This is a genomic window from Cellulomonas sp. P24 (assembly GCF_024704385.1).
In the GTDB taxonomy this organism is placed as follows: Bacteria; Actinomycetota; Actinomycetes; order Actinomycetales; family Cellulomonadaceae; genus JAJDFX01.
This window is the reverse complement of record NZ_JAJDFX010000002.1, coordinates 3884779-3908798: the sequence shown is the minus strand read 5'-3', so window position 1 is coordinate 3908798 and position 24020 is coordinate 3884779. Positions and strand designations below refer to the sequence as shown.

The following is a 24020-nucleotide window of genomic DNA, read 5'->3' as shown; positions in this document are numbered from 1 at the left end:
CGGACAAGTATCCGCACGTCAGCTCACCAGCACCCGCTCCCCCGCGGACGGCACGACGACGCACCAGTCCAGCTCCTCGCGGATGCGCGCCGCGAGCGCCGCCGACGACTCTGGCTCACCGTGCACGACGTACACCGTCTCGGGCGGCTCCGGCAGCTCACGCAACCATCCGAGGAGCTCGCCGGCGTCGGCGTGCACGGAGAACTCCTCGTCGTTGACGATCTCGGCCCGCACCGGGACGTACCGGCCCATCACCTTCACCTCGCGCGCGCCCTCCAGCAGGGCCCGCCCCCGGGTCCCTCGCGCCTGGTAGCCCGTCAACGCCACCGTGTTGCGTCGATCAGGGAGGAGGTGCGGCAGGTGGTGGACGACGCGTCCCCCGGAGGCCATGCCGGACGACGAGATGATGAGGCACGGGGACCGGGGGTCGTTGAGCGCCATCGACTCCTCGCTCGACCGCGCGGTGCGCAGCAGAGGGAGATCGAACATCGTCGGCTCGACGTCGGGCCGGAACTCGGCACGCATGATCGTCTCGCGGTACACGTCCAGCGCCGCGAGGGCCATCGGGCTGTCCACGTACACCGGCACCGCGGGGATCTGACCCGTCCGTCGCAGCGCGGACAGTGCGTGCAGGACGAGCTCGGTGCGGTCGATCGCGAACGCCGGGATCAGGACGGACCCGCCGCGAGCGATCGTCCGACGGATCGCGTCCGCGAGCGCGGCGTGCGGGTGGTCGCCCGGGTCCGGGTGCGTCCGGTCGCCGTAGGTGGACTCGATCACCACCGTGCGGGCGGCCGGCGGCGTCTCGCGCGGGCGCAGCAACGGGTGGGCCGTCCGTCCGAGGTCACCCGAGAACAGGATGCTCGCCTCGTCCACGTGGAGCCGGATGCTGGCCGAGCCCAGCACGTGTCCCGCACGGGTCAGACCGAAGCCGGCCCGCTCGGTCAGGGCGGTGTCCGTCCCGAAGTCGACGGCACGGAACCGGGTGATCGCACGGTCGGCGTCGGCGACCGTGTAGAGGGGCAGCGGCGGGTCGTGACGCGAGTACCGGCCGTCGCGCGCCAGCTCCGCGTCCCGCTCCTGGAGGTGGCCGCTGTCGCGCAGCACGATCGCCGCGAGCGCCGCGGTACCCCGGCTCGCCCAGACCGGTCCGGCGAACCCGTCCCGGACGAGGGCGGGGACGTAGCCGCAGTGGTCGAGGTGGCAGTGCGTGAGGACGACGTCGTCGATGCTGTCCGGCGGCACCGGGAAGGGCGCCCAGTTCCGCCGTCGCCACTCGCGTTCGCCCTGGTACAGCCCGCAGTCGACGAGGAGGCGATGATCGCCGTGCTCGACCAGGAACTTGCTGCCGGTCACGACCCCGGCAGCGCCGAGGAAGCTCAGCCTGACGCTCGCGTCGACGGTGCTCATGTGCCGATCGTCCGCCTCCCCCTGGCTCCCCGCCACGCGAACGCTCCTGGTCAGGCGCTCGTAGAGTGGCCGTCATGAGTGCACGTGGAGTCACGGCCGGCATGGTGGCGCTGGCCCTCGTGGTCGGTGGGGTCGTGGTGGTCGACCGTGTGGCCGCCGGCGAGGCCCACGACGCCGTCGTCCAGCAGGTGCGCTCGAACGTCCCGGACCTCGTGGGTGACCCCCGGGTGGAGGTCCTCGGCTTCCCGTTCCTCAACCAGCTCGTGGCGGGCCGGCTGACCGACGTCCGCGTGCACCTCGACGGCGCGCGTCTCGACGGTCTCACCGTCTCCGCCGTCGACCTCGAGGCGCACGGAGTCGGCACGTCCTCCCCCTACACGGTCCAGCGTGCGCTCGTGCATGCCACGCTCTCCTTCGCGACGGTGCGATCGCTCATCGCCGAACGGACCGGGCTGGACCTCGACCTTCGGGCCGCCGGTGACACGCTCGTCGCCACGGCCGCCGTCCTCGGATTCCCCGTGAGTGCGACCCTGCGGCCCCGCCCGACGGTCGGCGCGGTACGGCTGGAGCTGGTCGCCGTCACGCTGGCCGGCGTCGCCGTCCCGGTCGACGCGATGCCCGCCGACCTGCGCACCGCGCTCAGCGACCTCGCGGTCCCTGTCGACGGGCTCCCGGCAGGAGTCGAGCTCACCGGCACGGCTGTCGTGGCTGGTGGCGTCCGCGTCACGCTCACGGCGGCGGACGTCGCGCTGTCCGACCTCATGGGTTCCTCCCGAGGCTGACCGACCCGCTTCCTGCCGCGCGAGCGGTCACGAGGCCGGGCCGCGCGACTCCGGTCTGCTGCCAGGGCCGCCCGACTCCGGTCTGCTGCCAGGGCCGCCCGACTCCGGTCTGCCGGCCACCCCGACGACGGCTAGCCTCGGGGCGTGAAGCCGTTCCTGCTGCTGGCCTCCCGTGCCGAGGACGACGTCGCCGATGCGGAGTACGCGGCCTTCCTCCGGTTCGGCGGTCTCGACGAGGGCGCGCTGCGTCGTGTGCGGCTCGAGGCGGAGCCGTTGCCGGACCTCGACCTCGCGGAGTGGTCGGGGATCGTCGTCGGCGGCAGCCCGTACACGTCAAGCGACCCTGAAGCGAGCAAGAGCCCCACTCAGCGCCGCGTCGAGGCCGAGCTCGACGCCCTGGTCCCTGAGATCGTCGACCGAGGGGTGCCGTTCCTCGGCGCCTGCTACGGGGTCGGGACCCTCGGCCGCTACCGCGGTGGTGTCGTCGACCGCACCTACGCCGAACCGGTCGGGCCGGTCGAGATCCACCTCACCGAGTCGGGGCGTGGCGACCCGCTCCTCGCCGGGCTGCCGGAGGCGTTCACCGCGTTCGTCGGGCACAAGGAGGCGTGTCGCTCGCTGCCGGCGGGCGCGACCCTCCTCGCGTCCTCGCCCTCGTGCCCCGTGCAGATGTTCCGGGTCGGCGCGCATGCGTACGCGACCCAGTTCCACCCCGAGCTCGACCTGCCCGGCGTCGTGCACCGGGTCGAGGTGTACCGCGACTCCGGGTACTTCGCACCGCACGAGATCGACACGGTCGTCGCCCGGCTGGGCACGATCCCGGTCGATCAGCCGCACCGCATCCTGGCGAACTTCGTGGAGCTCTACGCCCGCTGAGCACGCCGGCCGAGCACGCCCAGCCAGCAGACCCGGCGGCGTCAGCGCATCCAACGGCGGCGGCGCCCCGATCCGAGGCGCTCGACGACTTCCGGCAGCCGCCGCTCGAGCATCTCGGCGCGCGACTGGGCGAGGGCGTGCAGTCGCCCGTAGGTGAACGTGTCCTCGCCGGCACGCGCAGCCTCGAGCGCCGCCCGTTCGAGGGTCTCGCGGACCGTGACGGTGTCGTGGTGGTCCCCGAGCAGGGTCTGCAGCTCCTGGGCGGCGCGCGCCGACCGGATCGCCGCCCGGCCGACGACCGGCACCAGCGTCTCGGCGGAGTACCGCGCGCGCTTCGCTGCCTTCCTCGCCTCGTGGAGGGCACGGTCCCGTGACTCGCCCGGGGAGGCGGTGTCCACCGCCCCGACGGCTCTGTCGAGCCGGGCCCATTCGCGACGCACCCGACGCGGCAGGACGTCTGCGGCAGGTTCGGCCGCGACCGCGGTGAACGGTGGGTCCGCCACCAGGCGGTCCAGCGCGTCGAGCAGCACCCGGTACCGCTCCGAGTCGAGCGCGCGAGTGACGTCGGCCATCGCCGCACCGTGTGCTGCGGCACGGTCCGCTCCGAGCCGCGCGGCCACCGACCCACGGAGCAGACCGGGTGGCTCGGCCGCGACGAGCTCGATCGCGAGGTCGCGGACCACCTCGGCGTCCCGTGCAGCTCCGAGCACCCCGCCGAGCCAGCCGATCTCGTCCCTCACCCACGCGCTGGGCTCGTGGTCCAGCACGTCCCGGAACGTCCCGAGGGCGCTGCGGAGCTCCCGCAGGGTGACCCGCATCTGGTGCACCGCATCCGGCTCGGACCGGCGTACCTGGACGTCCCAGGAGGCGAGCTCGTCGCGTGCGGCGCGAAGGAACAGTCGGAGCACCGTCGCTGCCGTGACCCGACGGCGACCGTGACGTGCGGCGTCCGGCGACTCCACGCCGAGCGCCCGCAGCACCTTGGAGGACCACCACGGGACGGTTCCGCCGGCGGCCCGGAGCGAGCCTTGCGCCTCGGCCAGCAGTGCCCGGTCGCCCGCCACGAGCTCGACCTCCCACTCGCGCCAGGTCTGGAGCGCCTCGGCCCCGGCGGCTGCCGTGAGGTCCTGGGCGGTGACCTCGTCGTCGACGACCTCGGCGACCACCTGGCCGGCGGCGTCCCGGAGGCGGTGCAACGTGCGTCGCGTGGACACCCTCGCCACCGGCACCACCGCCGCACCGCGCAGCCGGGAGCGGAGCGACGCCGCGAGGTAGTCGGGGACGTCGGTCTCGCTCCAGGCCGCGTGGATCTCCGCCCGCTCGTCAGCGCCGACGCGCAGCTTGAGGTGCCAGCCCTCGTCCGCGCCGCCGGTCCGACGGCGCAGGGTGATGCCGACGGCGGCCAGCCGCCGATCCACCGTGTCCAGGTACACCGCGTCGAGCTCGACGACGACCGGCGGGTCGACCGCCGTGACGCCGTCGAGCTCGGTCAGGTCGGGCAGTGCACCGTGCTCCGGAGCGCCGAGCTTGACCTCGATCTCACGATGTACCGCCATGCTCACGGACGATACGCATCCCGGCGTCCCGGCGCCGGTCGGGCGGTGGCGGAACCGGCGACCGAGCGAGTGGCCTACGCCGGCCGGGGACCGTCGGCGCCGTCCGTCCCGTCGGGCCGTTCCGGGCCGTCCGCGTCCGGGCCTGCCCGGAACCTCCGCCGGTACGCCTTCACGGCGCTGCCGACCGTCGGGAAGAAGTGCTCCGGGCCGAACCGTGCGCCTGCTCCGAAGCGCAGGAGGCGGTCCTTGACCGGTCCCTTCATCTCGGCGAAGACCAGGTCGGTCCCCCGCCGATCGAGGTACTCGTCGAGCTCGATGAGGTCGTCGAGCGCCGTCGTGTCGATCCCGGTGATCGGCTCGGCGGCGACGACCACCCATCGCACGGGCTGCGGCGCACTCTCGACGAGCTCCTTCACGAACGCGACGAAGACGGCACCGTTCGCGAAGAACAACGGCGCGTCGAAACGCGCGAGCACGAGCCCCGGAAGGCGCCGACCGGCGGGGTGCCGACTGACGTCGTGGTACCCGGGCGTCCCGTCGAGGCGCACGAGCTCCGCGCGGTACGGGTCCCAGGCCCGCCGGACGAACGCGGCGAGCGACAGGCCGATCGCCACGACGATGCCCTGGAGCACCCCGATGAACGCGACACCGAGGAAGGCCGCGACCAGGAGCGCGGTCTCACTCCGGCTCATCCGCGCCAGGCGGACGAGGGCACGCACATCCACGAAGGACGACGCCGCGACGATCACGACCGCAGCCAGCGTGCTGGACGGCAGGTACGCGGTGACCCCGGGGAGCAGCGTCATGAAGACGAGGACGAGACCCGCAGCCACCACGCCGGCGAGCTGGGTGCGCGCGCCTGCCTGCACCGCGACGGGCGTGCGGGAGGCGCTCCCGGACACCGGGAACCCGCCGAGCAGCCCGCTCGCGACGTTGGCGACGCCGAGCGCTCCCATCTCCTGGTTGCCACCGACCACGTAGCCGTGGCGGCCGGCGAGCGTCCGGGAGAGCACACCGGTGTCCGCGAAGGCGATCAGGGCGATGCCGACGGCCGGAGCGAGCAGCTCCGCCGCATCCACAGGGTGCAGCCCCGTCAGCGCCGGCGTCGGCAGGCCCTGCGGGAGCGCCCCGACCACCGGGACGCGCGCACCCAGCTGCAACGCCGCAGTGGCGACGATCGCCCCGACGACCGCGATCAGCACGCCGGGGACGGGAGAGCCCCACCGTCGCGCGAGCACGATGACCGCCCACGACGCGACGCCGACCAGCACCGCCGGACCGTTCGCCCTGCCGGCGGCGATGCCGCTGACCGTCTGACCGAAGGTCTCCCACACCGATCCGCCGGGGACGGACATCCCGACCAGCTTGGGGAGCTGACCGACGATCACCACGAGGGCGATGCCGTTGAGGTAGCCGACCCGGATCGGTCGCGACAGCAGGCCCGTCACGAAGCCCAGGCGCAGCACCCGGCCGACGACGAGCACCAGACCCATCAGCACGGCCAGGAGCCCGGCCAGGGCGACCGCTCGCTCCGTGCTCCCGAGTGCCAGGGGCAGCACCGCGGCGGCGATCATCGGGGCCAACGACGAGTCCGGTCCGAGCACGAGCACGCGCGACGGGCCGATGACCGCGTAGACGAGCAGCGGCACGATGGTCGCGTACAGCCCGGTGACGGGCGGCAGGCCGGCGACCTCGGCGTAGGCCATCCCGGCGGGGATCACCAGGGCGAAGAGCGCCACTCCGGCGGTGAGGTCGGGCCGGAGCCAGGCGCGCTCGTACCGCCGTGCGACACCGATGCCAGGCAGGAGCTCGTCGATCCACCCGCGCCCCGCGGACCCGCTCATGGCCCCACCTTAGGGCGGTGCACGTGGGCCTTCGCTGGCGGCGCGCGCCCCGACGGCGCACGCTGGAGCTGGGCGCCGGGGCGCGTCGTGCTGGCGGCATCGCCAGCCGCGCTGCCGGCCGTCGAGGGGTGAGCGGGAGTGGGCACCGCGGCGACGTGGGGTATCCCGGTCCGGACCTGTCGCGCGCCTGCAGCCGCCGACCGTGTGGCTGCCCGACCACGGCACCGACCAGTGCTCGCGATGCTCGCCGCACTCGTGATCGTGACCGCATCCGCATGCACCGGACCGGACGAGGGTTCTCCCTCCCCTGCCCGCTCGACGCAGTCGCCCGTCGGGCCGACCTCATCGGCCGGGGCGACGTCGTCAGCGCCGTCGCCGTCCACGCCACCGACTGCGACCCCGTCAGCGCCACCCGCACCGACCTCGGCTGCGCCGCCACCTCCCTCTCCTGCATCGATCCCCGACGCCTGGCGAGGGATCGACGTCACGCGCCTCCCCACCACCCGGCAGGTCGTCGCCCTCACCTTCGACGCGGGCGCGTCCGACACAGGTGTGCGCCCGATCCTCGACACCCTCACCCGGTACCACGTCCGCGCCACGTTCTTCGTGACCGGAGCGTTCGCGCGAGCCTTCCCGGACGCCGTGCGGGCGATCACCGCGGCGGGCCACCCGATCGGCAACCACAGCGACACGCACCCGGACTTCACGGTCACGACGACCGCCCAGATCCAGGCCGAGCTCGCCGCGGCGGAGCGGTCGATCGTCGCTCTCACCGGGGTACCGGCGAAGCCCTTGTTCCGGTTCCCGTACGGCGCGCGCACCGTTCTCGACATCCAGGTCGTCAACGCTGCCGGGTACATCCCCTTCCGGTGGACCGTCGACACGCTCGGGTGGAAGGGCACGAGCGGGGGCGTCGACGCGGCCACGGTGCTCCAGCGCGTCCTGGATGCAGCGCAGCCGGGCCAGATCGTCCTCATGCACGTCGGTGCGAACCCGACCGACGGCACGACCCTCGACGCCGACGCCCTGCCCGCCGTCATCGAGGGTCTGGCCGCACGCGGCTACACGTTCGTCGACCTGCGGGAGATGCTCGGCTGAGACCTGCCGCAGCTGCTCGCGCGCTCACCTCGCGGTGAGCGCGCGAGCATCATCAGCGACCGCCGACGATCGACCGGTGACGCTGTGCGGTGCCGCCCGCACCGTACGGGTAGTCGCCGAGGACCGGTGCGCTCACCGTGTCGAGGAGCTCGGTCTCGTCCGGGGTGAGGGCGATGGCAGCTGCACCCAGGTTGTCGGCGAGCTGTGCCTGGGTGCGCGCACCCAGGATGACCGAGGTCACCGCGGGACGGGCCTCGAGCCAGGCGAGGGACACCTGTGCGTGGTCGGCCCCGTGGTTCGCCGCGATCTCGCCGACCGCGTCGATGATGCGCCAGGTGCGCTCCTGCTTGTTCCGGGGTTCCCACGCCTCCATCCCCCGGTTCGGGTTCTCACCGAGGCGCGTCGCTCCGGTCGGGTCGGTGTCGCGCTGGTACTTGCCGGTGAGCCAGCCGCCCCCGAGCGGAGACCACGGGAGCAGGCCGATGCCCGCGTCGAGGGACGCCGGCACGATCTCGGACTCGATCTCGCGGACCAGCAGGCTGTACTGGGGCTGCAACGTGACCGGCGGCGCGAAGCCGAGGGCGCGCGCGACGTGCACGGCCTTCGTGAGCTGCCAGCCGAGGAAGTTCGAGAACCCGTAGTAGCCGATCTTCCCGGCACGCACCGCGTCGTCGAGGAAGCGCAGGGTCTCCTCGAGCGGGGTGATCGCATCCCAGGCGTGCATCTGGTAGAGGTCGATGTGCTCCACGCCGAGTCGGCGCAGGGACGCGTCGAGCGCGACGCGGAGGTGACGGCGGGACGTCCCGTGGTCGTTGGGTCCGTCGCCCATGGGGAAACGCCCCTTGGTGGCGAGGACCATCTGGTCGCGCTCGGTGGGGTGCGCGGCGAGCCATCGCCCGACGATCTCTTCCGAGGTGCCTGCGGTGTACACGTCAGCCGTGTCGATCAGGTTCCCGCCGGCCGCGACGTAGTCGTCGAGGATCGCGTGGGAGGTGGTCTCGTCGGCCTCGTTGCCGAAGGTCATGGTGCCGAGGGCGTAGGTGGAGACGACGGCCCCGCTATGACCGAGAGTGCGATAGCGCATGAGCATTCCTTCTGAATAGTCCGACATGTAGTGCCAGAAGTGATTGGCCGGCTTGATCGTCGCACATCTGGCGGGGCAATCGGCCGGAAGTTCTCACCACGCGGACGCGTTGGGCACGGTGAGCGGACCGGGCACTCCAGGGCCGACCGGGGGACCACAGACCACCACGGGCACAGACCGATGAGGACAGCAGCGAACGGGAGAGCGACGTGGCCGAGACGAACGACTGGAACGCGAAGATCATCGAGGAGTTCCGCGCGAACGCCGGCAAGGTCGGCGGACCGTTCGCCGACGCACCGCTCACGCTCCTCCATCACCGTGGGCGCTCGAGCGGACGCGAGTACATCGCACCCGTGATGTACCTCGCCGACGATGCGGACCCCGCGACGATCTACGTGTTCGCGTCGAAGGCCGGCGCGCCGACGCACCCGGAGTGGTACCACAACCTCCTCACGGCAGGGCGCACCGAGGTCGAGGTCGGGACGCAGACCTACGAGGTCACCGTGACCGAGGTGCTCGGCCCGGATCGTGACCGACTCTTCGCCGAGCAGGCCGGCCGCTACCCGGGCTTCGCCGGCTACGCGGAGAAGACAGCGGGAGTCCGCACGATCCCGGTCCTCGCGCTGCGCCGGGTCTGACGACCACGCCGCACGTCCCCCCGAACGGTCACCACGGCCCCACACCCACATCGCGAGATCGTCGGTCCGGTGCGAGATCGACAGTCTGGACTGACGATCTCGTACCATGACTCACGATCTCGAGGGCCAGGGCATCGAGACGTCCGGCGTCGGCTCACGCTCACAACGTGCAGGGGGCGGACGTGACGCCGCCGGGCATCCGGAAGGCGTGGGTGAAGGTCGAGACCCAGCGGCGCCCGTCCATCCGGTAGACGACGCGCCAGGACCGGAACGATGCGTCCCGGGACGGGTCGCCCACCTGCAGGTGCAGGATCGGCGCCTCCGCGACCTCGCCGGTCAGATGCGCCCCGACCAGGTCTCGCTCGGCGGCGAAGTCCAGCGTGAAGGAGGCGCGGTCCTCCGCCGTCAGCGGCCAGCCGAGAGCGAGTCCGGGGATGGTCCCGCCGCCGCCTCGTTGCGGGACCGTGGGAGCGATCTTCGCGTCGACGAGCGTGATGTTCACCGGGTCGACGAGCTGGACGGACAGCAGGTCCACCACTCTCGGGGGCGCGAACGCGACGTTGCCCAGGACGACGTCACGCTCGCCCGCCGTGGTCCGCGTGGCACACACCAGCGTGTTGTCCGTGCCACTGAGGTCCATCGCCGGGTGCGGGCTGAACCACCAGAACGCGCCACCCGCCAGCACCGCGACCGCCGCCGCCGCGAGGAGACGCCGATGCCACCGGTGACGGCGAGACCCGCTCCCGCTCGCCGACTCATCGAGCCCGGAGACCGCCGCCGTCGGACCCGGAACGGCGGGGTCGCCCGTCGCCCGCCCGGCTTCCTCGCCGACGGAACCAGCCCCAGACGACAACGCCATCGCCCCCTCGACCACCCGCACGACCGCGTCGCTCGACGACGCGCACGACGCCGACGCATCCCGGTCGACTCCGCCCGGTCCCGACCGTCACACCGCACGGTAGCGCTGTGACGGCAACTCCACAGTCGCTTGCGATCCGGTCCCCCGACGGACCCGCACGACCGGCAGGTCGACGCCGTGCCGCGCCTCAGGCCGCGGCCACCGGTTGCCGCAGGATCGTCCGCATCGCCGCGGGCGCCACCCGACGAGGATCGTTGAGGTACACCTCGTGGTGCTTCCCGACCCGTTCCCACCCGTGGTCGGCGGCGAACGCGTGCAGCGCGGCGATGGTCGGCCCCTCGTCGGCGTACGGACCGTGGTGCATGACCTGGACGACGTCGCCCTCGTCGAACGCCTCGAACCTCAGCCGGTCAGCCGCGGCCGCCCGACCCTTGGCGACCGCCGCCGACACGGCTAGCTCGATCAGATCGACGGTCACCACCTCGGGCTGGGCGATCATCATCGTCCAGAGCCAGTCGCCGCGGCTTCCGGCGATGAAGGCGGACATGTCGTCCGCCCACCACAGACCCTCCAGCGGCAGCACGGTCCATGGTGTGCCACCGGACTGCTTGACGAGACCGCGCACGCCGTAGCTCACCGCGTAGAGCATGCTGACGGCGTCCGCATAACCCGGTGACGTGTTTGGGTCACCCGACCCGTCGACCATCACGAAGCGCAGCGGCGGGACCGTCAGCCGGACGGGCACATCAGGCGCGCGGTACAGCCGGGGATGATCGCGTCGCAGGTCGTTGTCCGCGGTCATCGCGCATTGGGTACAGCGGCACCGGGAACGTCCGACGAGGCGAAGCGGGCGACCGGCACGCACACCTCCGTCACCCAGTGGCTGGGCTCCGGGTCCTCGTGCGGCGAGACGAGGTACACGTTGAACATCGGGCCGGCGAACCGGTACCCGTTCTCCGGAACCCATCGGCCCACCGCCTCCATGACGGCACCGATGCCGTCGTACGGGCCGTTGAGCACGGCGACCGCGACTTCCTGGGCGGGCACCTCGACGCAGCGGACATCGCCGGATGCGGCGAACGGGGCCGCGACGTCGAGCTGGACCTCCACGTCGCAGTCGGACTCCTTGTAGTCCTCGTCGTGGAAGACGGCGATGGCACGCGCGTCGGGTGCGAGGGTGGCCCCGGCGGTGAACAGCGCCGGCATGAGGCGCTCCCACAGCCGGCCCTCGTCGGCGTAGGTCGGGATGGTGTCGCGGACGGACGCGGTGACACGAGCCGGGTTGGTGCGGTGCGTGATCGAGACGGACATGACAGGTCCCTCCAGTGCGGTGACGAGGTGGTCCACCTCCCGGATCCGGTCGACGACGTCGGCGGCTTCGGCGATGAGCCGCGTCCGTTGCCGCTCGAGCACCGCGCGCACGGCACGTGGGTCGTCGAGGACCGGCACGCAGGCCGCGATCTCGTGGACCCCGAGCCCGATGTCGCGCAGCTCGCGCACCCAGCGCGCCGCGAACAGCAGCGTCGGGGCGTAGGAGCGGTAGCCCGAGTGGCGGTCCACCCGGGACGGGCGCAGCACGTCGTGCTCGTCGTAGTACCGAAGCATGCGGACGCTCAGCTGGGACAGCCGTGAGAACTCGCCGATCGTCAGCAGTCGCTCGCCGTGGGGAGGCATGTCCACAGCACACACTCTGACACCGTGTCAGACGCAAGGGCACGACGGCAGCGCCCCGGCCGTCGCTCGGCAGCACGGTTCCGCGGTCCGCGAACGCACGAGGTCGGTCGGGTGGTCGTCGGGTTCACTGGCGGACGTGGAGATGCTGCTGCTGGGTGGAACCGCCCTGTTGGGTCGCGCGATCGCGGTTGCTGCGGTCGAGCATGGGCACGCCGTGACCTGCCTGACGCGTGGCAGCACGCCCGCCCCGGCGGGCACGACATCGATCTCAGCAGACCGCGACTGTCAGAACGGCTTGGCGCCCGTCGCCGAGCGTCACTGGGACGCCGTGATCGACGTGGCGCGGCAGCCGGGGCACGTCCGCCGGGCGGTTCGCGACCTGAGCACGTCGCACTGGGTCTTCATCTCCTCCGGCAACGTCTACGCGGACTTCTCCACCCTCGACCAGGACGAGAACGCTCCGGTCCGTGCGCCGCTCGACAGTGACGTGATGGCCGACATGTCGACCTACGGCGAGGCCAAGGTGGCGTGCGAGGATGCCGTCCGCGCCAGCGGGGTCTCCGCCACGATCGTGCGATCAGGGCTGATCGGAGGACCGGGTGACGTGTCCGGACGGAGCGGGTACTGGCCGTGGCGGTTCGCCCACCCCACCGGCGACGACGTGATCGTCCCCGACGACCCTGATTTCCCGTGCGCGCTGATCGACGTGCGCGACCTGGCCGCCTGGATCGTCGCGGCCGCCGAGCAGCACCTCGACGGGACGTTCAACGCCACGGGCCCGACGACGACGTTCCGCGAGGTCCTCGCCACCGCCGCGCACGTGGCCACGAGCACCGCCCGACCACGGCCTGTCCCCGCCGCGACGCTCGCGGAGCTCGGGATCGGCGCCTGGATGGGGCCGGCCACACTGCCGTTGTGGATCGACGATCCCGCATGGCGCGGCTTCGCCACGATGACCACCGACCGGGCACGCGCCGCCGGCCTCACGACCCGCCCTCTGATGGACACGCTGCGCGACACCCTCGAGTACGAGAACCAGCGCACAGAACCCCGACAGGCCGGCCTGACGGACGACGAGGAACGACGCGTGAGGTCCGCTCTCATCGCGCACCGCGAGTGACGACACCCGGGGCATCGACTCCGCTTCGGTTCCGGGGCGCGGGCACCTGCACCTGCACCTGCACCTGCACCTGCACCTGCACCTGCACCTGCACCTGCACCGACGATCAGACAGTCCCGACCGCAGCCGAGTCGGCACGGCGGCAACCGTCACAGGAACACTTGCCAGCATGCCCCCGTGACGGCCGACGACGCGCAGCAGGTCCGCTCCCCCGCGGCCATCGGCACCGCCGTGCCCCAGGGTGCGAGCAAGGTGCCCGCGGTGACGGCCGCGTTCTGGGTGACCAAGGCGCTGACCACCGGCATGGGCGAGTCGACCTCTGACTTCCTCGTGCACCGGATGCCTTCCGTGCTCGCCGTCGTCCTCGGCGCCGTGGGCCTCGCGGTCGCGATCGCGCTCCAGCTCCGGGCATCGCGCTACCGTCCGTGGATCTACTGGCTCGCGGTGTCGATGGTCGGGGTGTTCGGCACGATGGCGGCCGACGTCGTGCACGTCGGGCTCGGTGTTCCGTACCTGGTCTCGACGACGGCGTTCGCGGTGGCTCTCGCCGCGGTGTTCGTCCTCTGGTACCGCGCCGAGGGCACGCTCTCGATCCACAGCATCGTCACCGTGCGTCGCGAGGTCTTCTACTGGCTCGCTGTCATGACGACGTTCGCGCTCGGCACCGCGGCCGGTGACATGACCGCCGTGACCCTGCACCTGGGGTACCTGGACTCCGGGGTGCTCTTCGCCGTCGTCATTGCGATCCCGGCAGTCGCCCACGCGAGGTTCGGCCTCGACCCCGTCGTCGCATTCTGGTTCGCATACATCGTCACGCGCCCGCTCGGTGCCTCGTTCGCCGACTGGCTCGGCGTGTCACGGGCCCGGGGCGGCCTCGACCTCGGGACCGGGCCGGTGAGCCTGACGCTGATCCTGCTCATCGCCGTCTCGGTCGCCTTCCTCGCGCGGACGTCCTCGCGCATGGGCGACGACCGGCCGGCCCGATGACGTCGCCGGAGCAACCGCTCGCGGGACGCGCCCAAGGTTCGATCGCGGGACGCGCCGAGGGATCGATCGAGGACTTGTCGTCCAAGTGCGCCGGATGTGAGACCCCGGTGCCCCTCTGGCAGACTGACCGGGTGGGCGACACCGAGGTACCGAAGGTTCCGGCCGCATCGGCCTCCCCTGCTGCCGCTGCTACGTCTGCCGCCCCGAACCCGGACCAGTGGCTGCTGCTGATCTACCGGGTGCCGTCCGAGCCCAGCCGACTGCGCGCCGCGGTGTGGCGCCGCCTCAAGTCGCTCGGGGCGGTGTACGTGCAGAACTCCGTCGCTGCCCTTCCGTCCGGCGACGCCGCCGAGCGCGCCTTGCGCCGGCTGCGCCGCGAGATCCTCGAGATGGAGGGGACGGCCGTCCTGATGTCCTGCTCGGCCCTCGTCGGCGGCCAGGACGTGCTCGCACTCTTCCAGGCCGCGCGGGACAGCGAGTACGAGGAGATCCTCGACAAGTGCGTGGACTTCCACGCCGGTCTCGAGAAGGAGTACACGGCAGAGCACTTCACCTACGGCGAGCTCGAGGAGAACGAGGTCGAGCTCGTCAAGCTGAACAACTGGTACGGCAAGGTGCTCGCCCGCGATGTCTTCGGGGCGTCGACCAGGGCCAGTGCGCACGAGGCACTCGAGGGGTGCGCCCAGGCGCTCGAGGCGTACGCGGCCCGCGTCTACCTCGAAGAGGGCGACGGCGCCTGAACCGCCGGACCGACTAGCGCGTCGCGCGTCGGACGCTGGTGGGCAGCAGGACGGCGACGGCCACCAGAACGATCCACCATGCCGGGATGCTGGTGCGGCCGCTCAGGACGGCGGTCACCGCGAGGGCGAGCACCACGCCCAGCGCGACCCGCCAGTCGTCGCCGATCAGGAAGTCGTACCAGAACGCGCCGAACGCGCGGAGCCTGCTGATCATGAAGCGGACACTCCTTCGGTGGCACGAGCACTGTCGGTGAGACGAGCACTCTCGGCCAGACGGGCGGGGTCGTCGGCCGGAGCCGGCTCGTCGACCTGGCGGCGGAAGAGCGAGACAAGCACGAGCGCATACGCCCCGGTCGCCGGGATCAGGACCAGCAGCGCCGCATCGGACCCCGGCCAGGTGACACCGGCACCCTCGGCCCCCCAGAAGATCCCGAACGAGGTCAGCATCACCCCGACGACGAACTTCATGCTGTTCTCCGGCACCGAGGCGAGCGGCGCCTTGAGCGCGAGCCCCAGCGCCGTCACGACGACCACCGCACTGAGCGCGGCGAGCACCGCGAGCGGGAGGTTGTGCTGGTTGCTGCCGAACGTGAGCGCGATGAACGCGACCTCGAGACCCTCGAGCACCACACCCTTGAAGGACAGCGTGAAGGCGTACCAGTCCGCCACCACGCCACGCCGCACGGTGACCGCGCGCTCGGCGTTCGCGAGCTCGGTCAGGTAGATCTGCGCCTCGTCGTGCAGGGCCTTGTGCCCGCTCGCCCGCAGGATCGCCTTGCGGAGCCACTGCAGGCCGAACACGAGGAGCACGCCCCCGACGAACAGCCGCAGACCGCTCATCGGGATGGACGACAACGCCGGCCCGAGCGCGGCGATGGTGACCGCGAGGGTCGTCAGGCCGGCCAGTACGCCGGTCATGGCCGAGCGCCAGTCCCGCGCGGTGCCGGCGGCCAGGACGATCGTCAACGCCTCCACGGCCTCGACGACGCATGCCAGGAACACGGCGACGAACAGGGCGGTGTCACTCATGGGAGCCTCCTCGCCATCTCAGGTGCCACACGATCGCGAGGCTCCTGGAGCCTAACAGCCGTTAGTTCGTCGATGTAACGGCGAGCCTCGTCGTCGACGAACGCGATGCAGTGCTCCGGGTCCAGGGCCACCTCGACCGCGGTGCCGCGAGGATGCACCTGCCCGTCGTGCACCGCGGTGAGCACCCACGGTCCCGCGGTGACGACGTGGTCGTACCCGCGACCGCGGTAGGCGACGTCGGTCACCACGCCGGAGAGCACACCGGCCCGCAATCCCGCGCCCGCGCCGGCGCTCGCCGTCACGCTCGTCGCAGCCGGGCGGACAACCACCCGGACGGCATCCCCTTCCACCGGGTGCCCCAGACCCCGAGCCCGGACGATTTGATCGCCCACCCGCACTTCCACCGTCTCGCCGACGGACCGTACGACGGTCCCGATCAGCTCTCCGGCCACCCCCGTGAACCGCGCGACGAACGACGTCGCCGGGCGACGGTAGACGTCCTCGGGCGACGCGAGCTGGAGCAGCTCGCCCTGATCGAGCACCCCGATCCTGTCGGCCAGGGCGAATGCCTCCGCCTGGTCGTGGGTGATGTAGATCGCGGTCGCGCCGCACTCCCGGGTGAGGGTGGCGATCTCCACCCGCAACCGTTCGCGCAGGTCCGCGTCGAGGTTCGACAGCGGCTCGTCGAACAGCAGCAGCTGAGGTTCGGCGACCACTGCGCGGGCGAGCGCGACGCGCTGCTGCTCGCCGCCCGAGAGCTCGTGCGGGTAGCGCGCACCGTGCCGGCCGAGCCCGACCCGCTCGAGGATGCCACCGATGCGCGCCCGGGCGTCCTCCGGGGCGAGTCGTCGACGCCGCAGGGCGTACCCGACGTTCCCCTCGACGGTCAGGTGCGGCCACAGGGCGTAGTCCTGGAACACCATCGCCAGGTTCCGGTGCTCCGGCGCGAGGTGACGGTTGCCGTCCGCCACGACCTGCCCGGACAGGTGGACGCGACCGGCGTCGAGCCGCTCGATCCCGGCAAGGGCACGCACGAGCGTCGACTTCCCCGAGCCCGACGGCCCCAGCAGGACGAGGAACTCCCCCGGCTCGACGGTCAGGTCCACACCGGCGAGGGCGGTCGTCCCCCCCGAACCGCTTGACGGCACGCGAGACCTCGAGGTGGTGCCCCGCTGCGCGCTGATCGGAACCGTTCATGACGTGCCTCCTCCCACCCGCTGCCAGCCCGACGGGGCCAGCAACCTGAACAGGGCCCAGACGAGCCCGACGACCGACAGCGCGACCAGGATCGCGATGACCTCCATCGCCGTCCCGCCCCCGAAGTCGTAGTTGGCGAGCGCCTTGGTGATGCCCACCGACACCGGGGCGTGCCCCGGCGGGTACAGCAGCTGCGAGACGGGCAGCTCGAGCAGGGTCCCGGCGAAGGTCAGGACCCACGCCGCGAGGATCGGGCGCGCGAGCAGCGGCAGGACGGTGCGCAACCACGACGCGACCGCCCCGGAGCCGTGCACCCGCCCGGCCTCGCGCAACGACTCCTGGACCTGGCCGACGTTCCCGAGCAGCACGCGTGAGGTGGACGGGAGCGCCGTCGCCAGGTAGCCGAGGACCAGCAGTCCCGTCGTCCCGTACAGGTGGATGCCCAGACGGTTCACCACCGGCAGGTTGTAGGTGAAGATGTAGCCGGCAGCGAAGACGATGCCCGGCAGGGCGACCGCCGTGAGCAGCAGCAGGTCGAGGACCTTCCCGCTGATCCGCCCCCCTCGCGTGGAGAGCATCCGGGCGGCGACCACCCCCAGCACCGCGGTGACGGTCGCGGTGATCGTGGCGAGTCCCGCGGAGTAGAGCAGCGGCGATCGCAGGGCGGGGCTCTGCAGCACTCGGCTGTAGTTGGCCAGCGTCAGCTGGTGGTCCCCGACGAGCGACCCGAGCCCGTTGACGAGCGAGGCCGCGACGGCGCCGACCGTCGGGACCCCCAGCCCGACGGCCACGAGCAGCGCCAGCCCCGTCACCACGACGACCTGCAGCCGCCCGGTGAGGTGGTGCCGACGCGCCGGTCGGCTCCGCCCGCCGAGCACCCGGTAGCTGCGCCCGCGGAGCGCCCGGGTCTGGGCCGCGAGCGCGAGCCCGGCCATCGCGAGCAGCACCCACCCCACCGCCGCGGCCTGCGGGAACTGCACCGGGAAGCTGTCGATCGCCTGGTACAGGGTGTACGTCGCCACGGGGAAGTGGGCGTCGTTCGCCAGGGTCGCCGCGACACCGAAGTCGCTGACGGACTCGGCGAACACGATCGCGAACGCGGACCAGCACGCCGGCGCGACGAGGGCCGCGACGATCCGCGCCGCGGCGAGGCGGCCGCCACCGTGCACCCGCGCGGCGACCTCGAACTCCTCGCCGAGCCCACGGAGCGCACCGGAGAGCGCCAGGTAAGCGAACGGGACGCCCTTCATCGTCAGGACGACGACGACCCCGACCGGTCCGTACAGCAGGGTGCGCGCCCCTGCGTCGGGCACCCCGAGGAGGTCGAGGATCCCCGCGGGTTCGAGCAGCCGCTCCCACCCGAGCGCGACCAGGTAGGACGGCGCGAGCAGGAGGGCGAACATCGAGCCCGCCCACCACCGGCGTCCCACGACGTCGGTCCGCACGACGACCCACGCGACTGCGGCACCGAGGGCCGTCGCGAGGACACCCGCTGTCGTGCCGACCGCGAGCGAGTCGACCGCCCCGCGAGCCAGGGCGCCGGTCAGGACCTGCCGGAAGCCGTCGAGGGTGAACCAGGACTCCCCTTGGCCCAGGAGGCGCGGGCTCACCGCCACGACCAGGAACAGCAGGATCGGCAGGACGAGGATCGCGACCAGGACGATCCAGAAGATCAGCCACGGGCCGTTGCGGACCCGGGAGAGAGCGAGCCGGACCGCGCCGAGGCGGGCCTGCGCGCCCGCCCCGGCGTGGACCTGCGGCGTGACCGCCACCATGAGGGTTACTTGATCTTCGTGTCGAAGAACGTGTTGACCTCGTTCTCGAGCGGCCCCCAGAAGTACGGGTCGATCTTCTGGTACGCCGGCATCGCCGGGAGCCCGGCCAGAGCCTTGACGCCGGGGACGATCGGCCAGTACAGCGAGTCGCCGGTCGGGTCACCGGCCTGCATCGCGGCCTGCCCTGCCGGCGAGAGGACGAACTCGACGAACTTCTTCGCCTCGGCCTGGACCGCAGCAGGGGCGGCCTTGTCGATGCCGATCACCCCGGGGAGCAGGGTGGCCTTCGGCAGGTAGGCGACCTTGGGGGCGAACGTGGCCGAGGCCGGCACCTTCGCGATCTCGCCGGCTGCGGCCGAGCTCTGGATGAGGGCGTAGGTGATCTGTCCGGTCTCGAGCGCGTGCAGGGTGTCACCGTTGGTCGGAAACACGTGCAGACCGTTGCTCTTGAGCTTCGTCAGGTAGTCCTCCCCTGCCGCGACCCCGTTGCTCTGCCCGCCGAGCTGGTTCATGAGCCCGGCGATGAACGGGTACGTCGGCCCGGACTGGGACGGGTCGTTCATGCCGACCTGGCCCGCGTAGGTGCTCGAGAGCAGGTCCTGGTAGCTCGTCGGCACCGTCGACGTCTTGGCGCTGTTGTAGACGAGAGCCGCCATGACCGTGGTGCTCACCGGGACGTACGCGTGGTCGCTCGGGGTGAGCGCTGCACCGGCGGCGGTGAGAGTCGCCTTCGGGGTGTACGGGAGGAGCTGGCCCTGCTTGTCGAGGGCTGCGAACGCCGTGTCGCCGTCGACCCACAGGAGCCCCCACTGCGGGTTGTTCTTCTCGGCTGCGACCTTGGTGAGGAGCGGTCCGGTGCTGTCGTCGACCAGCTTGACGGGGATCCCCGTGGCCGCGGTGAACGCCTTGGTGACGGGGCCGTCGTACCCCTGCGCGGAGTAGACGACGAGTGCCGGGCCAGAGCCGGCGGGCGACGTCGCCGCCGAGGTCGAAGACGCGCCACCGGACGCGGGGGCGGCGCTCGCCGAGGCGGAGCAGCCGGACAGGACGGCAACCAGAGCAGCGGTGGATGCTGCGTAGAGCGCGAGGCGTGACGGGACGGACATGAAGTCTCCTCCGGAGCAACGTGACACTCGATACCTAACGGGCGTTACACACGCTTGCTCACGGTCGTTGCTTCAAGAAGTGACATGGGTGACATTTGGATGAACGTTCACCAAACCGGGTGGTCGGTTCACGCCCTCGCCCGCGACGGCCCTGTCGTCGTCTGCGACCCCGGGCGGCAGGCGTGCAGGCAGGCCGGATGCGCGGTCGCCCCCCTGCGGCGGCCGCACCACCCGCGCCGGCCGTCCATGCCTCGGTCACCCTCCTGCGCCTTCAACGACGACGCGCACAGACGGTCGACCGGCGGATCCGTACCGCACGAGCCCCCCAGCCATTAGCCCACGCCGCAACCACCAGGCGCACGCCCCACACGCGTGCGAGGTTGTCCGACGATTGCCCGAACCCCGGGCTACCGGCCGGCGGCTCCGCACGGAGCCGCGAACGACACGTCCCCGACGACCTTGCTCCACTCGGCGGCGGTGATCGGGAAGCCTCGCTCCGCGCTCGCGCAGACGGAGGTCTCTGCCGCCTGCAACGAGGTGCGCCAGATCCGGACCGTCTTGTCCGCACCCGCACCGCTCACGAACGCGCTGTCGGAGGAGAACGTCACGCCGTACACCGTGCCCGTGATCCCTGCGAGGCTCGCCCAGCGCACCGGGTGCGCCGGCACCGAGACGTCCCACAGACGGACCGTGCCGTCCGTCATCCCCGCAGCGAGCCACCGACCGTTCGGGCTGAACGCGATGTTCGCGGCGTACCCGTCCGCCCACACGAGCGGAGAACCCAGACGGGTCGGTCGCGCGGGGTCGCTCACGTCCCAGAGCCAGACGGTGCCGTCGTTCCCGCTCGCAGCGATCGTGCGGCCGTCGGGACTGAAGGCCGCGCTGTAGACGTACCCCACCGGACCGGTGAGCGGCGTCCCGATCAGCCTCGGGTGCGCCAGGTCGCTCACGTCGACCAGGAGCACGTGGCCGCTGAGGACCGACGCCACCAGGGTCCGCGCATCCGGGGAGAACGCGGCGGCGTAGACCATGCCTCCCAGGTCACCGAGCCGCGACGTCGGTGCGCTCGGCACGCCGTGAGAGAGGTCCCACAGGGTGATCGACGCGTCGTCGGACGTCACGGACATCCGCGTGCCGGACGTGTCGAACGAGATCGACTCGACCCAGTCGGTGTGGGCGCGCACGGACGTGACGTATCGCGGTGCCGACGGGTCGCTGATGTCCCAGACGTGCACCGCGCCACTGGTGTCGCCGGCCACGACCCGGTGGAGCGCATCGGAGATCGCCACCGCCCCGTCCAGCCGCGCCGTGCCGGGCGGAGGGGTCAGGCTCAGCAGGACCGGGTCGTCGGGGTGGGTGTCGTCCCACAGGCGCACCCCGTCCGTCGTCGCCGTCGCCAGGACGTGCGCACCGAACACACCTTGGCCGGGGATCGACGCGAACCCGGCGAGCACCGGGCCCGGGAAGGTCCACTCACGCAGCACCCCGGCCGCCCCGGCGGAGTACAGATGCGCACCGTCCGGTGCCCACCCGACCCCGATCACGGTCGTCGGCGTCGTCAACGACCGGACCGCGACCCCGGTGGCGGCGTTCCAGACCCACACACGCTTGTCCGAGCTCGCGGCCGCGAGGAGCGTCCCGTCCGCGCTGAACCGCACGTGGTTGACCCAGGAGGTCGGTCCCGTGAGCGTCCGCTCGTCGACCGGGTGCGAGGGATCGCCGATCAGCCACAGGTGGACCCGATCGTCCCTCGCACCGACGGCGAGCCGATGCCCGTCGGGGCTCATGGCGACCGAGGTGACGGGACCGTCCGCCGCGGTGAACGACGGCCCGAGCGGACGAGGATGCGACGGGTCGGCCACGTCCCACATCGACACGGTGCCCTTCGAGCCGGCCTCGGCGAGGACCCGCCCGTCGGTCGAGAGCGCCACGGCCTGCGCCGTGCCCTCGAGTGCAGGCAGCGACGCGCCCACCGTGAGGTTCCCGTCCGGACCGACCCGCCACGTGCGGGCGGTCCCGTCGGAGTCGGCGAGCGCGAGCGTCGTGCCGTCCGCGCTGAACGCCACGTCGTAGATCGTTCCCCCGACGTCGGCGCCGCCCGCCGCGACGGCGACGGGGTGCGCGGGATCAGCGATGGACCACACCTCGAGGCGCCCGCCGTCGCCGCCCGCCGCCATCAGGTGACCGACCGGGCTGAACCTCACCGCGTAGAGCGCCTTGTCGGGCACCGTCACCGAGGTGATCGGTCCCGCCACGGACCCGGACGACCACAGGACAAGCGACGACGCGTCCGTGGCGAGCGCGACGACGTTCCCGTCGGGGCTCACGTCGAGCGAGTTCACGACGCTGCGCGTCTCGGCGAGCCGTGCGACCCCTGCCCGGCCCGAGGCGCTGAGGAGGGCTGTCCGGGCCTCCACGGTGTCAGCGGTCCGGTACGCCGAGACGGCGATCTGCCCGGCCAGTGCCGTGTCGGTGCCGGCGAGCGACGTCGACGTCACCGCGAGCTGTCGCGAGACCGCCAGGTCACGCGCGCGGGCCACCGCACGGCTCTGCACCACGGTGACCGTCGCAAGTCCCCCGGTACTCGCAGCCAGGACCGCGAGGCCCGCCGCCAGGGCCCGCAACCGACGCGTCGAGCGCCGACGGGACCGTGAGCGCTCGGCCTCGGCGGCCTGGCTCCGATCGAGGAACTCACGCTCCGCGGGCGTGAGCACACGATCGTCGGCGACGTCGTCGACCCAGGCGAGCACGACCTCCAGGGCCGACCCGCGGTAGAGCAGATCCGGGTCCCGCCCGGCCGCCGACCAGTGCTCCACCGCCTCGGTGAGCCTGCCGTGCGCACGGAGCCCGTCTCGATCGGCCGCGAGCCACGCCCGGAAGCGCGGCCAGGCATTGATCACGGCCTCGTGCGCGAGCTGCACGTGGCCACGGTCCAGGGTCAGCAGCCGCGCATCGACGCACGCCGACACGACGTCGCGCGACGCCTGTGCCGTGAACTCCTCGCGATCGGCAGGACGGCGCGTGTCCGGGGCACCGTCACGCACCCTCACCAGTCGCAGGAGCGTCTGCCGCGCCGCATCGCGCTGCTCCTCGGTGAGCGACTCGTAGACCTCCTCCGCCGTCATCGCGATCGCCCCGGCCAGCCCACCTGCCTCCCGGTAGTGCGCAAGGGTCAGGCGCCGGCCCGACGACGTCAGCCACGTCACGTACAGCGCGTGCGACAGGAGCGGAAGCACGCCCGGGTCGAGACCGGTCCCGGTCGGCGAGGGCGAGCCCGCCGTCGCATCCGCGAGCAGGACCTCGAGCAGCGCATCCTCGACCTCGATCCCCACCGCCCGGGCCGGCTCCGTCACGACGCGCCGCAGCGCCTCGGGGGTCAGCGGTCCGACCAGCAGCTGGTTCTCCCCGAGCCAGTGCGCCAGCACCTCGACCTCGAGGGCCCGGTCGAAGAAGTCCGCCCGCAGCCCGATGACGACGACGACACCGCTCCGGTGCAGCTCATCGAGCCTGTCGGCGAACGCCAGCACCTCCGTCGGGGCGCCGTCCGCGGCGAACGCCTCCTCGAACTGGTCCACGATGACCACCGCGCCGCCCTCGACGTCGCCCGGGGCAAGTGCCTGATCGAGCACCTCCAGCGGGTGCGCGCCCGGGGTCAGGACCACCACACGAGATCCGCGGGCGCCGAGCCGTGCGGCCAGACCGGCACGGAGCACCGACGACTTCCCCGATCCCGAGGAGCCGATCACCACGAGCGGGGTCGACGGGACATCGACCACCCGTGCCACGAGGCTCTCCGTCAGCAGCTCACGCCCGAAGAAGATCGCCGCGTCCTCCTGCTGGTAGGCCGCCAGTCCGCGGTACGGCGCAGGCGTTGCCGCCGACCGTCGGCCAGGTGCGCGACGCAGGCGGTTGACCGCCGCGACCCACCCGGGGAGCTCGTCCGCGGCCACCCCGAGCGAGGTCAGCACCCGGGTGAACTGGTCCACCGTCGCCAACGGCGGGAGGTGACGGCCGGTGAGGTAGCCCCCGACGGTCGCCACCGGCAGTCCCGCTGCGCGGGCGATGTCCCGCACCGTCATGCCCTGACGTTCGCGCCGTACCGTCAGGGCGAGCGCGAGGTCCTCGCGTGACGTCAGGTCGCCCGGAGACAGGTCGGGGCGGTCGTCCACTGACACGGGCGGGCTCCTTCGAGTGCGTGCCGGCGCATCTCGCCCACGGCGGCGGGCGCACGGCGACGACATGCCG

20 protein-coding genes are annotated in these 24020 nt (G+C 72.2%); 7 read left to right on the top strand and 13 right to left on the bottom strand.

Going from position 1 to position 24020, the window contains the following annotated elements; all coding sequences use genetic code 11:
• Positions 1–18: 18 nt before the first annotated feature.
• On the bottom strand, positions 19–1410 hold the full coding sequence (locus tag LJB74_RS18205) for an MBL fold metallo-hydrolase RNA specificity domain-containing protein (RefSeq protein ID WP_259309861.1): 1392 nt from the start codon (positions 1408–1410) through the stop codon (positions 19–21).
• 74 nt (positions 1411–1484) lie between these two features.
• Here LJB74_RS18205 and LJB74_RS18200 point away from each other — a divergent pair, with 74 nt between their 5' ends.
• Together LJB74_RS18200 and LJB74_RS18195 are read left to right on the top strand one after the other, a co-directional pair.
• Positions 1485–2192, top strand: a complete 708-nt coding sequence (locus LJB74_RS18200) for a DUF2993 domain-containing protein (protein ID WP_259309860.1) — start codon at positions 1485–1487, stop codon at positions 2190–2192.
• 144 nt (positions 2193–2336) lie between these two features.
• A complete protein-coding gene (locus LJB74_RS18195; RefSeq protein WP_259309859.1) occupies positions 2337–3068 on the top strand; it encodes a glutamine amidotransferase in 732 nt (243 codons plus the stop codon).
• 41 nt (positions 3069–3109) lie between these two features.
• On the opposite strand, the gene LJB74_RS18190 is transcribed toward LJB74_RS18195, so the two are convergent.
• Both LJB74_RS18190 and LJB74_RS18185 read right to left on the bottom strand, forming a co-directional pair.
• Positions 3110–4624: a CYTH and CHAD domain-containing protein gene (locus LJB74_RS18190; protein ID WP_259309858.1), complete on the bottom strand. Its 1515-nt coding sequence runs from the start codon at positions 4622–4624 to the stop codon at positions 3110–3112.
• Between the two features lie 74 nt (positions 4625–4698).
• On the bottom strand, positions 4699–6468 hold the full coding sequence (locus LJB74_RS18185) for a SulP family inorganic anion transporter (RefSeq protein WP_259309857.1): 1770 nt from the start codon (positions 6466–6468) through the stop codon (positions 4699–4701).
• A gap of 240 nt (positions 6469–6708) precedes the next feature.
• Here LJB74_RS18185 and LJB74_RS18180 point away from each other — a divergent pair, with 240 nt between their 5' ends.
• The gene (locus tag LJB74_RS18180) at positions 6709–7566 is read left to right on the top strand and encodes a polysaccharide deacetylase family protein (protein WP_259309856.1); all 858 of its coding nucleotides are present in this window, start codon (positions 6709–6711) and stop codon (positions 7564–7566) included.
• 52 nt (positions 7567–7618) lie between these two features.
• Here the strand turns inward: LJB74_RS18180 and LJB74_RS18175 are convergent, their stop codons facing one another.
• Positions 7619–8650, bottom strand: a complete 1032-nt coding sequence (locus LJB74_RS18175; protein WP_259309855.1) for an aldo/keto reductase — start codon at positions 8648–8650, stop codon at positions 7619–7621.
• Positions 8651–8859: 209 nt separating this feature from the next.
• On the opposite strand from LJB74_RS18175, the gene LJB74_RS18170 reads away from it, so the two are divergent.
• Positions 8860–9288, top strand: coding sequence for a nitroreductase family deazaflavin-dependent oxidoreductase (locus LJB74_RS18170; protein WP_259309854.1), 429 nt, complete (start codon positions 8860–8862; stop codon positions 9286–9288).
• 160 nt (positions 9289–9448) lie between these two features.
• Here the strand turns inward: LJB74_RS18170 and LJB74_RS18165 are convergent, their stop codons facing one another.
• The 3 genes from LJB74_RS18165 to LJB74_RS18155 all read right to left on the bottom strand — a co-directional run bounded on the left by LJB74_RS18165 (position 9449) and on the right by LJB74_RS18155 (position 11821).
• Positions 9449–10147, bottom strand: coding sequence for a hypothetical protein (locus tag LJB74_RS18165; RefSeq protein ID WP_259309853.1), 699 nt, complete (start codon positions 10145–10147; stop codon positions 9449–9451).
• A gap of 187 nt (positions 10148–10334) precedes the next feature.
• Positions 10335–10949, bottom strand: coding sequence for a GyrI-like domain-containing protein (locus LJB74_RS18160; RefSeq protein WP_259309852.1), 615 nt, complete (start codon positions 10947–10949; stop codon positions 10335–10337).
• Complete coding sequence (locus LJB74_RS18155; protein WP_259310409.1) at positions 10946–11821, bottom strand: MerR family transcriptional regulator; 876 nt, start codon at positions 11819–11821, stop codon at positions 10946–10948. The genes LJB74_RS18160 and LJB74_RS18155 overlap by 4 nt, the downstream gene beginning before the upstream one ends.
• Before the next feature lie 295 nt (positions 11822–12116).
• On the opposite strand from LJB74_RS18155, the gene LJB74_RS18150 reads away from it, so the two are divergent.
• The 3 genes from LJB74_RS18150 to LJB74_RS18140 all read left to right on the top strand — a co-directional run bounded on the left by LJB74_RS18150 (position 12117) and on the right by LJB74_RS18140 (position 14668).
• Positions 12117–12941 (top strand): NAD-dependent epimerase/dehydratase family protein, encoded by an 825-nt coding sequence (locus LJB74_RS18150; RefSeq protein WP_396125195.1) that lies wholly within the window; start codon positions 12117–12119, stop codon positions 12939–12941.
• Between the two features lie 177 nt (positions 12942–13118).
• Entirely contained in the window at positions 13119–13928 is an 810-nt protein-coding gene (locus LJB74_RS18145) for a hypothetical protein (protein ID WP_259309850.1), read from the top strand.
• A 131-nt stretch (positions 13929–14059) separates the two neighbouring features.
• Positions 14060–14668, top strand: a complete 609-nt coding sequence (locus LJB74_RS18140; protein WP_259309849.1) for a Chromate resistance protein ChrB — start codon at positions 14060–14062, stop codon at positions 14666–14668.
• Between the two features lie 13 nt (positions 14669–14681).
• Here the strand turns inward: LJB74_RS18140 and LJB74_RS18135 are convergent, their stop codons facing one another.
• The 6 genes from LJB74_RS18135 to LJB74_RS18110 all read right to left on the bottom strand — a co-directional run bounded on the left by LJB74_RS18135 (position 14682) and on the right by LJB74_RS18110 (position 23950).
• The gene (locus LJB74_RS18135) at positions 14682–14882 is read right to left on the bottom strand and encodes a hypothetical protein (protein WP_259309848.1); all 201 of its coding nucleotides are present in this window, start codon (positions 14880–14882) and stop codon (positions 14682–14684) included.
• Positions 14879–15697 (bottom strand): COG4280 domain-containing protein, encoded by an 819-nt coding sequence (locus tag LJB74_RS18130; protein WP_259309847.1) that lies wholly within the window; start codon positions 15695–15697, stop codon positions 14879–14881. Before LJB74_RS18130 ends, LJB74_RS18135 begins: the two co-directional genes overlap by 4 nt.
• A complete protein-coding gene (locus LJB74_RS18125) occupies positions 15694–16845 on the bottom strand; it encodes an ABC transporter ATP-binding protein (RefSeq protein ID WP_259309846.1) in 1152 nt (383 codons plus the stop codon). Before LJB74_RS18125 ends, LJB74_RS18130 begins: the two co-directional genes overlap by 4 nt.
• Positions 16846–16890: 45 nt before the next feature.
• Positions 16891–18669: an iron ABC transporter permease gene (locus tag LJB74_RS18120; RefSeq protein WP_259309845.1), complete on the bottom strand. Its 1779-nt coding sequence runs from the start codon at positions 18667–18669 to the stop codon at positions 16891–16893.
• Between the two features lie 5 nt (positions 18670–18674).
• On the bottom strand, positions 18675–19775 hold the full coding sequence (locus LJB74_RS18115) for an ABC transporter substrate-binding protein (protein ID WP_259309844.1): 1101 nt from the start codon (positions 19773–19775) through the stop codon (positions 18675–18677).
• A 407-nt stretch (positions 19776–20182) separates the two neighbouring features.
• Positions 20183–23950 (bottom strand): helix-turn-helix domain-containing protein, encoded by a 3768-nt coding sequence (locus LJB74_RS18110; protein WP_259309843.1) that lies wholly within the window; start codon positions 23948–23950, stop codon positions 20183–20185.
• Between the last annotated feature and the right edge of the window lie 70 nt (positions 23951–24020).

Coding starts and splice junctions, on each gene's coding strand:
- LJB74_RS18205 (WP_259309861.1), bottom strand. CDS start 1,410: ATGAGCACCGTCGACGCGAGCGTCAGGCTGAGCTTCCTCGGCGCTGCC.
- LJB74_RS18200 (WP_259309860.1), top strand. CDS start 1,485: ATGAGTGCACGTGGAGTCACGGCCGGCATGGTGGCGCTGGCCCTCGTG.
- LJB74_RS18190 (WP_259309858.1), bottom strand. CDS start 4,624: ATGGCGGTACATCGTGAGATCGAGGTCAAGCTCGGCGCTCCGGAGCAC.
- LJB74_RS18185 (WP_259309857.1), bottom strand. CDS start 6,468: ATGAGCGGGTCCGCGGGGCGCGGGTGGATCGACGAGCTCCTGCCTGGC.
- LJB74_RS18180 (WP_259309856.1), top strand. CDS start 6,709: ATGCTCGCCGCACTCGTGATCGTGACCGCATCCGCATGCACCGGACCG.
- LJB74_RS18175 (WP_259309855.1), bottom strand. CDS start 8,650: ATGCGCTATCGCACTCTCGGTCATAGCGGGGCCGTCGTCTCCACCTAC.
- LJB74_RS18165 (WP_259309853.1), bottom strand. CDS start 10,147: ATGGCGTTGTCGTCTGGGGCTGGTTCCGTCGGCGAGGAAGCCGGGCGG.
- LJB74_RS18160 (WP_259309852.1), bottom strand. CDS start 10,949: ATGACCGCGGACAACGACCTGCGACGCGATCATCCCCGGCTGTACCGC.
- LJB74_RS18155 (WP_259310409.1), bottom strand. CDS start 11,821: ATGCCTCCCCACGGCGAGCGACTGCTGACGATCGGCGAGTTCTCACGG.
- LJB74_RS18135 (WP_259309848.1), bottom strand. CDS start 14,882: ATGATCAGCAGGCTCCGCGCGTTCGGCGCGTTCTGGTACGACTTCCTG.
- LJB74_RS18130 (WP_259309847.1), bottom strand. CDS start 15,697: ATGAGTGACACCGCCCTGTTCGTCGCCGTGTTCCTGGCATGCGTCGTC.
- LJB74_RS18120 (WP_259309845.1), bottom strand. CDS start 18,669: ATGGTGGCGGTCACGCCGCAGGTCCACGCCGGGGCGGGCGCGCAGGCC.
- LJB74_RS18115 (WP_259309844.1), bottom strand. CDS start 19,775: ATGTCCGTCCCGTCACGCCTCGCGCTCTACGCAGCATCCACCGCTGCT.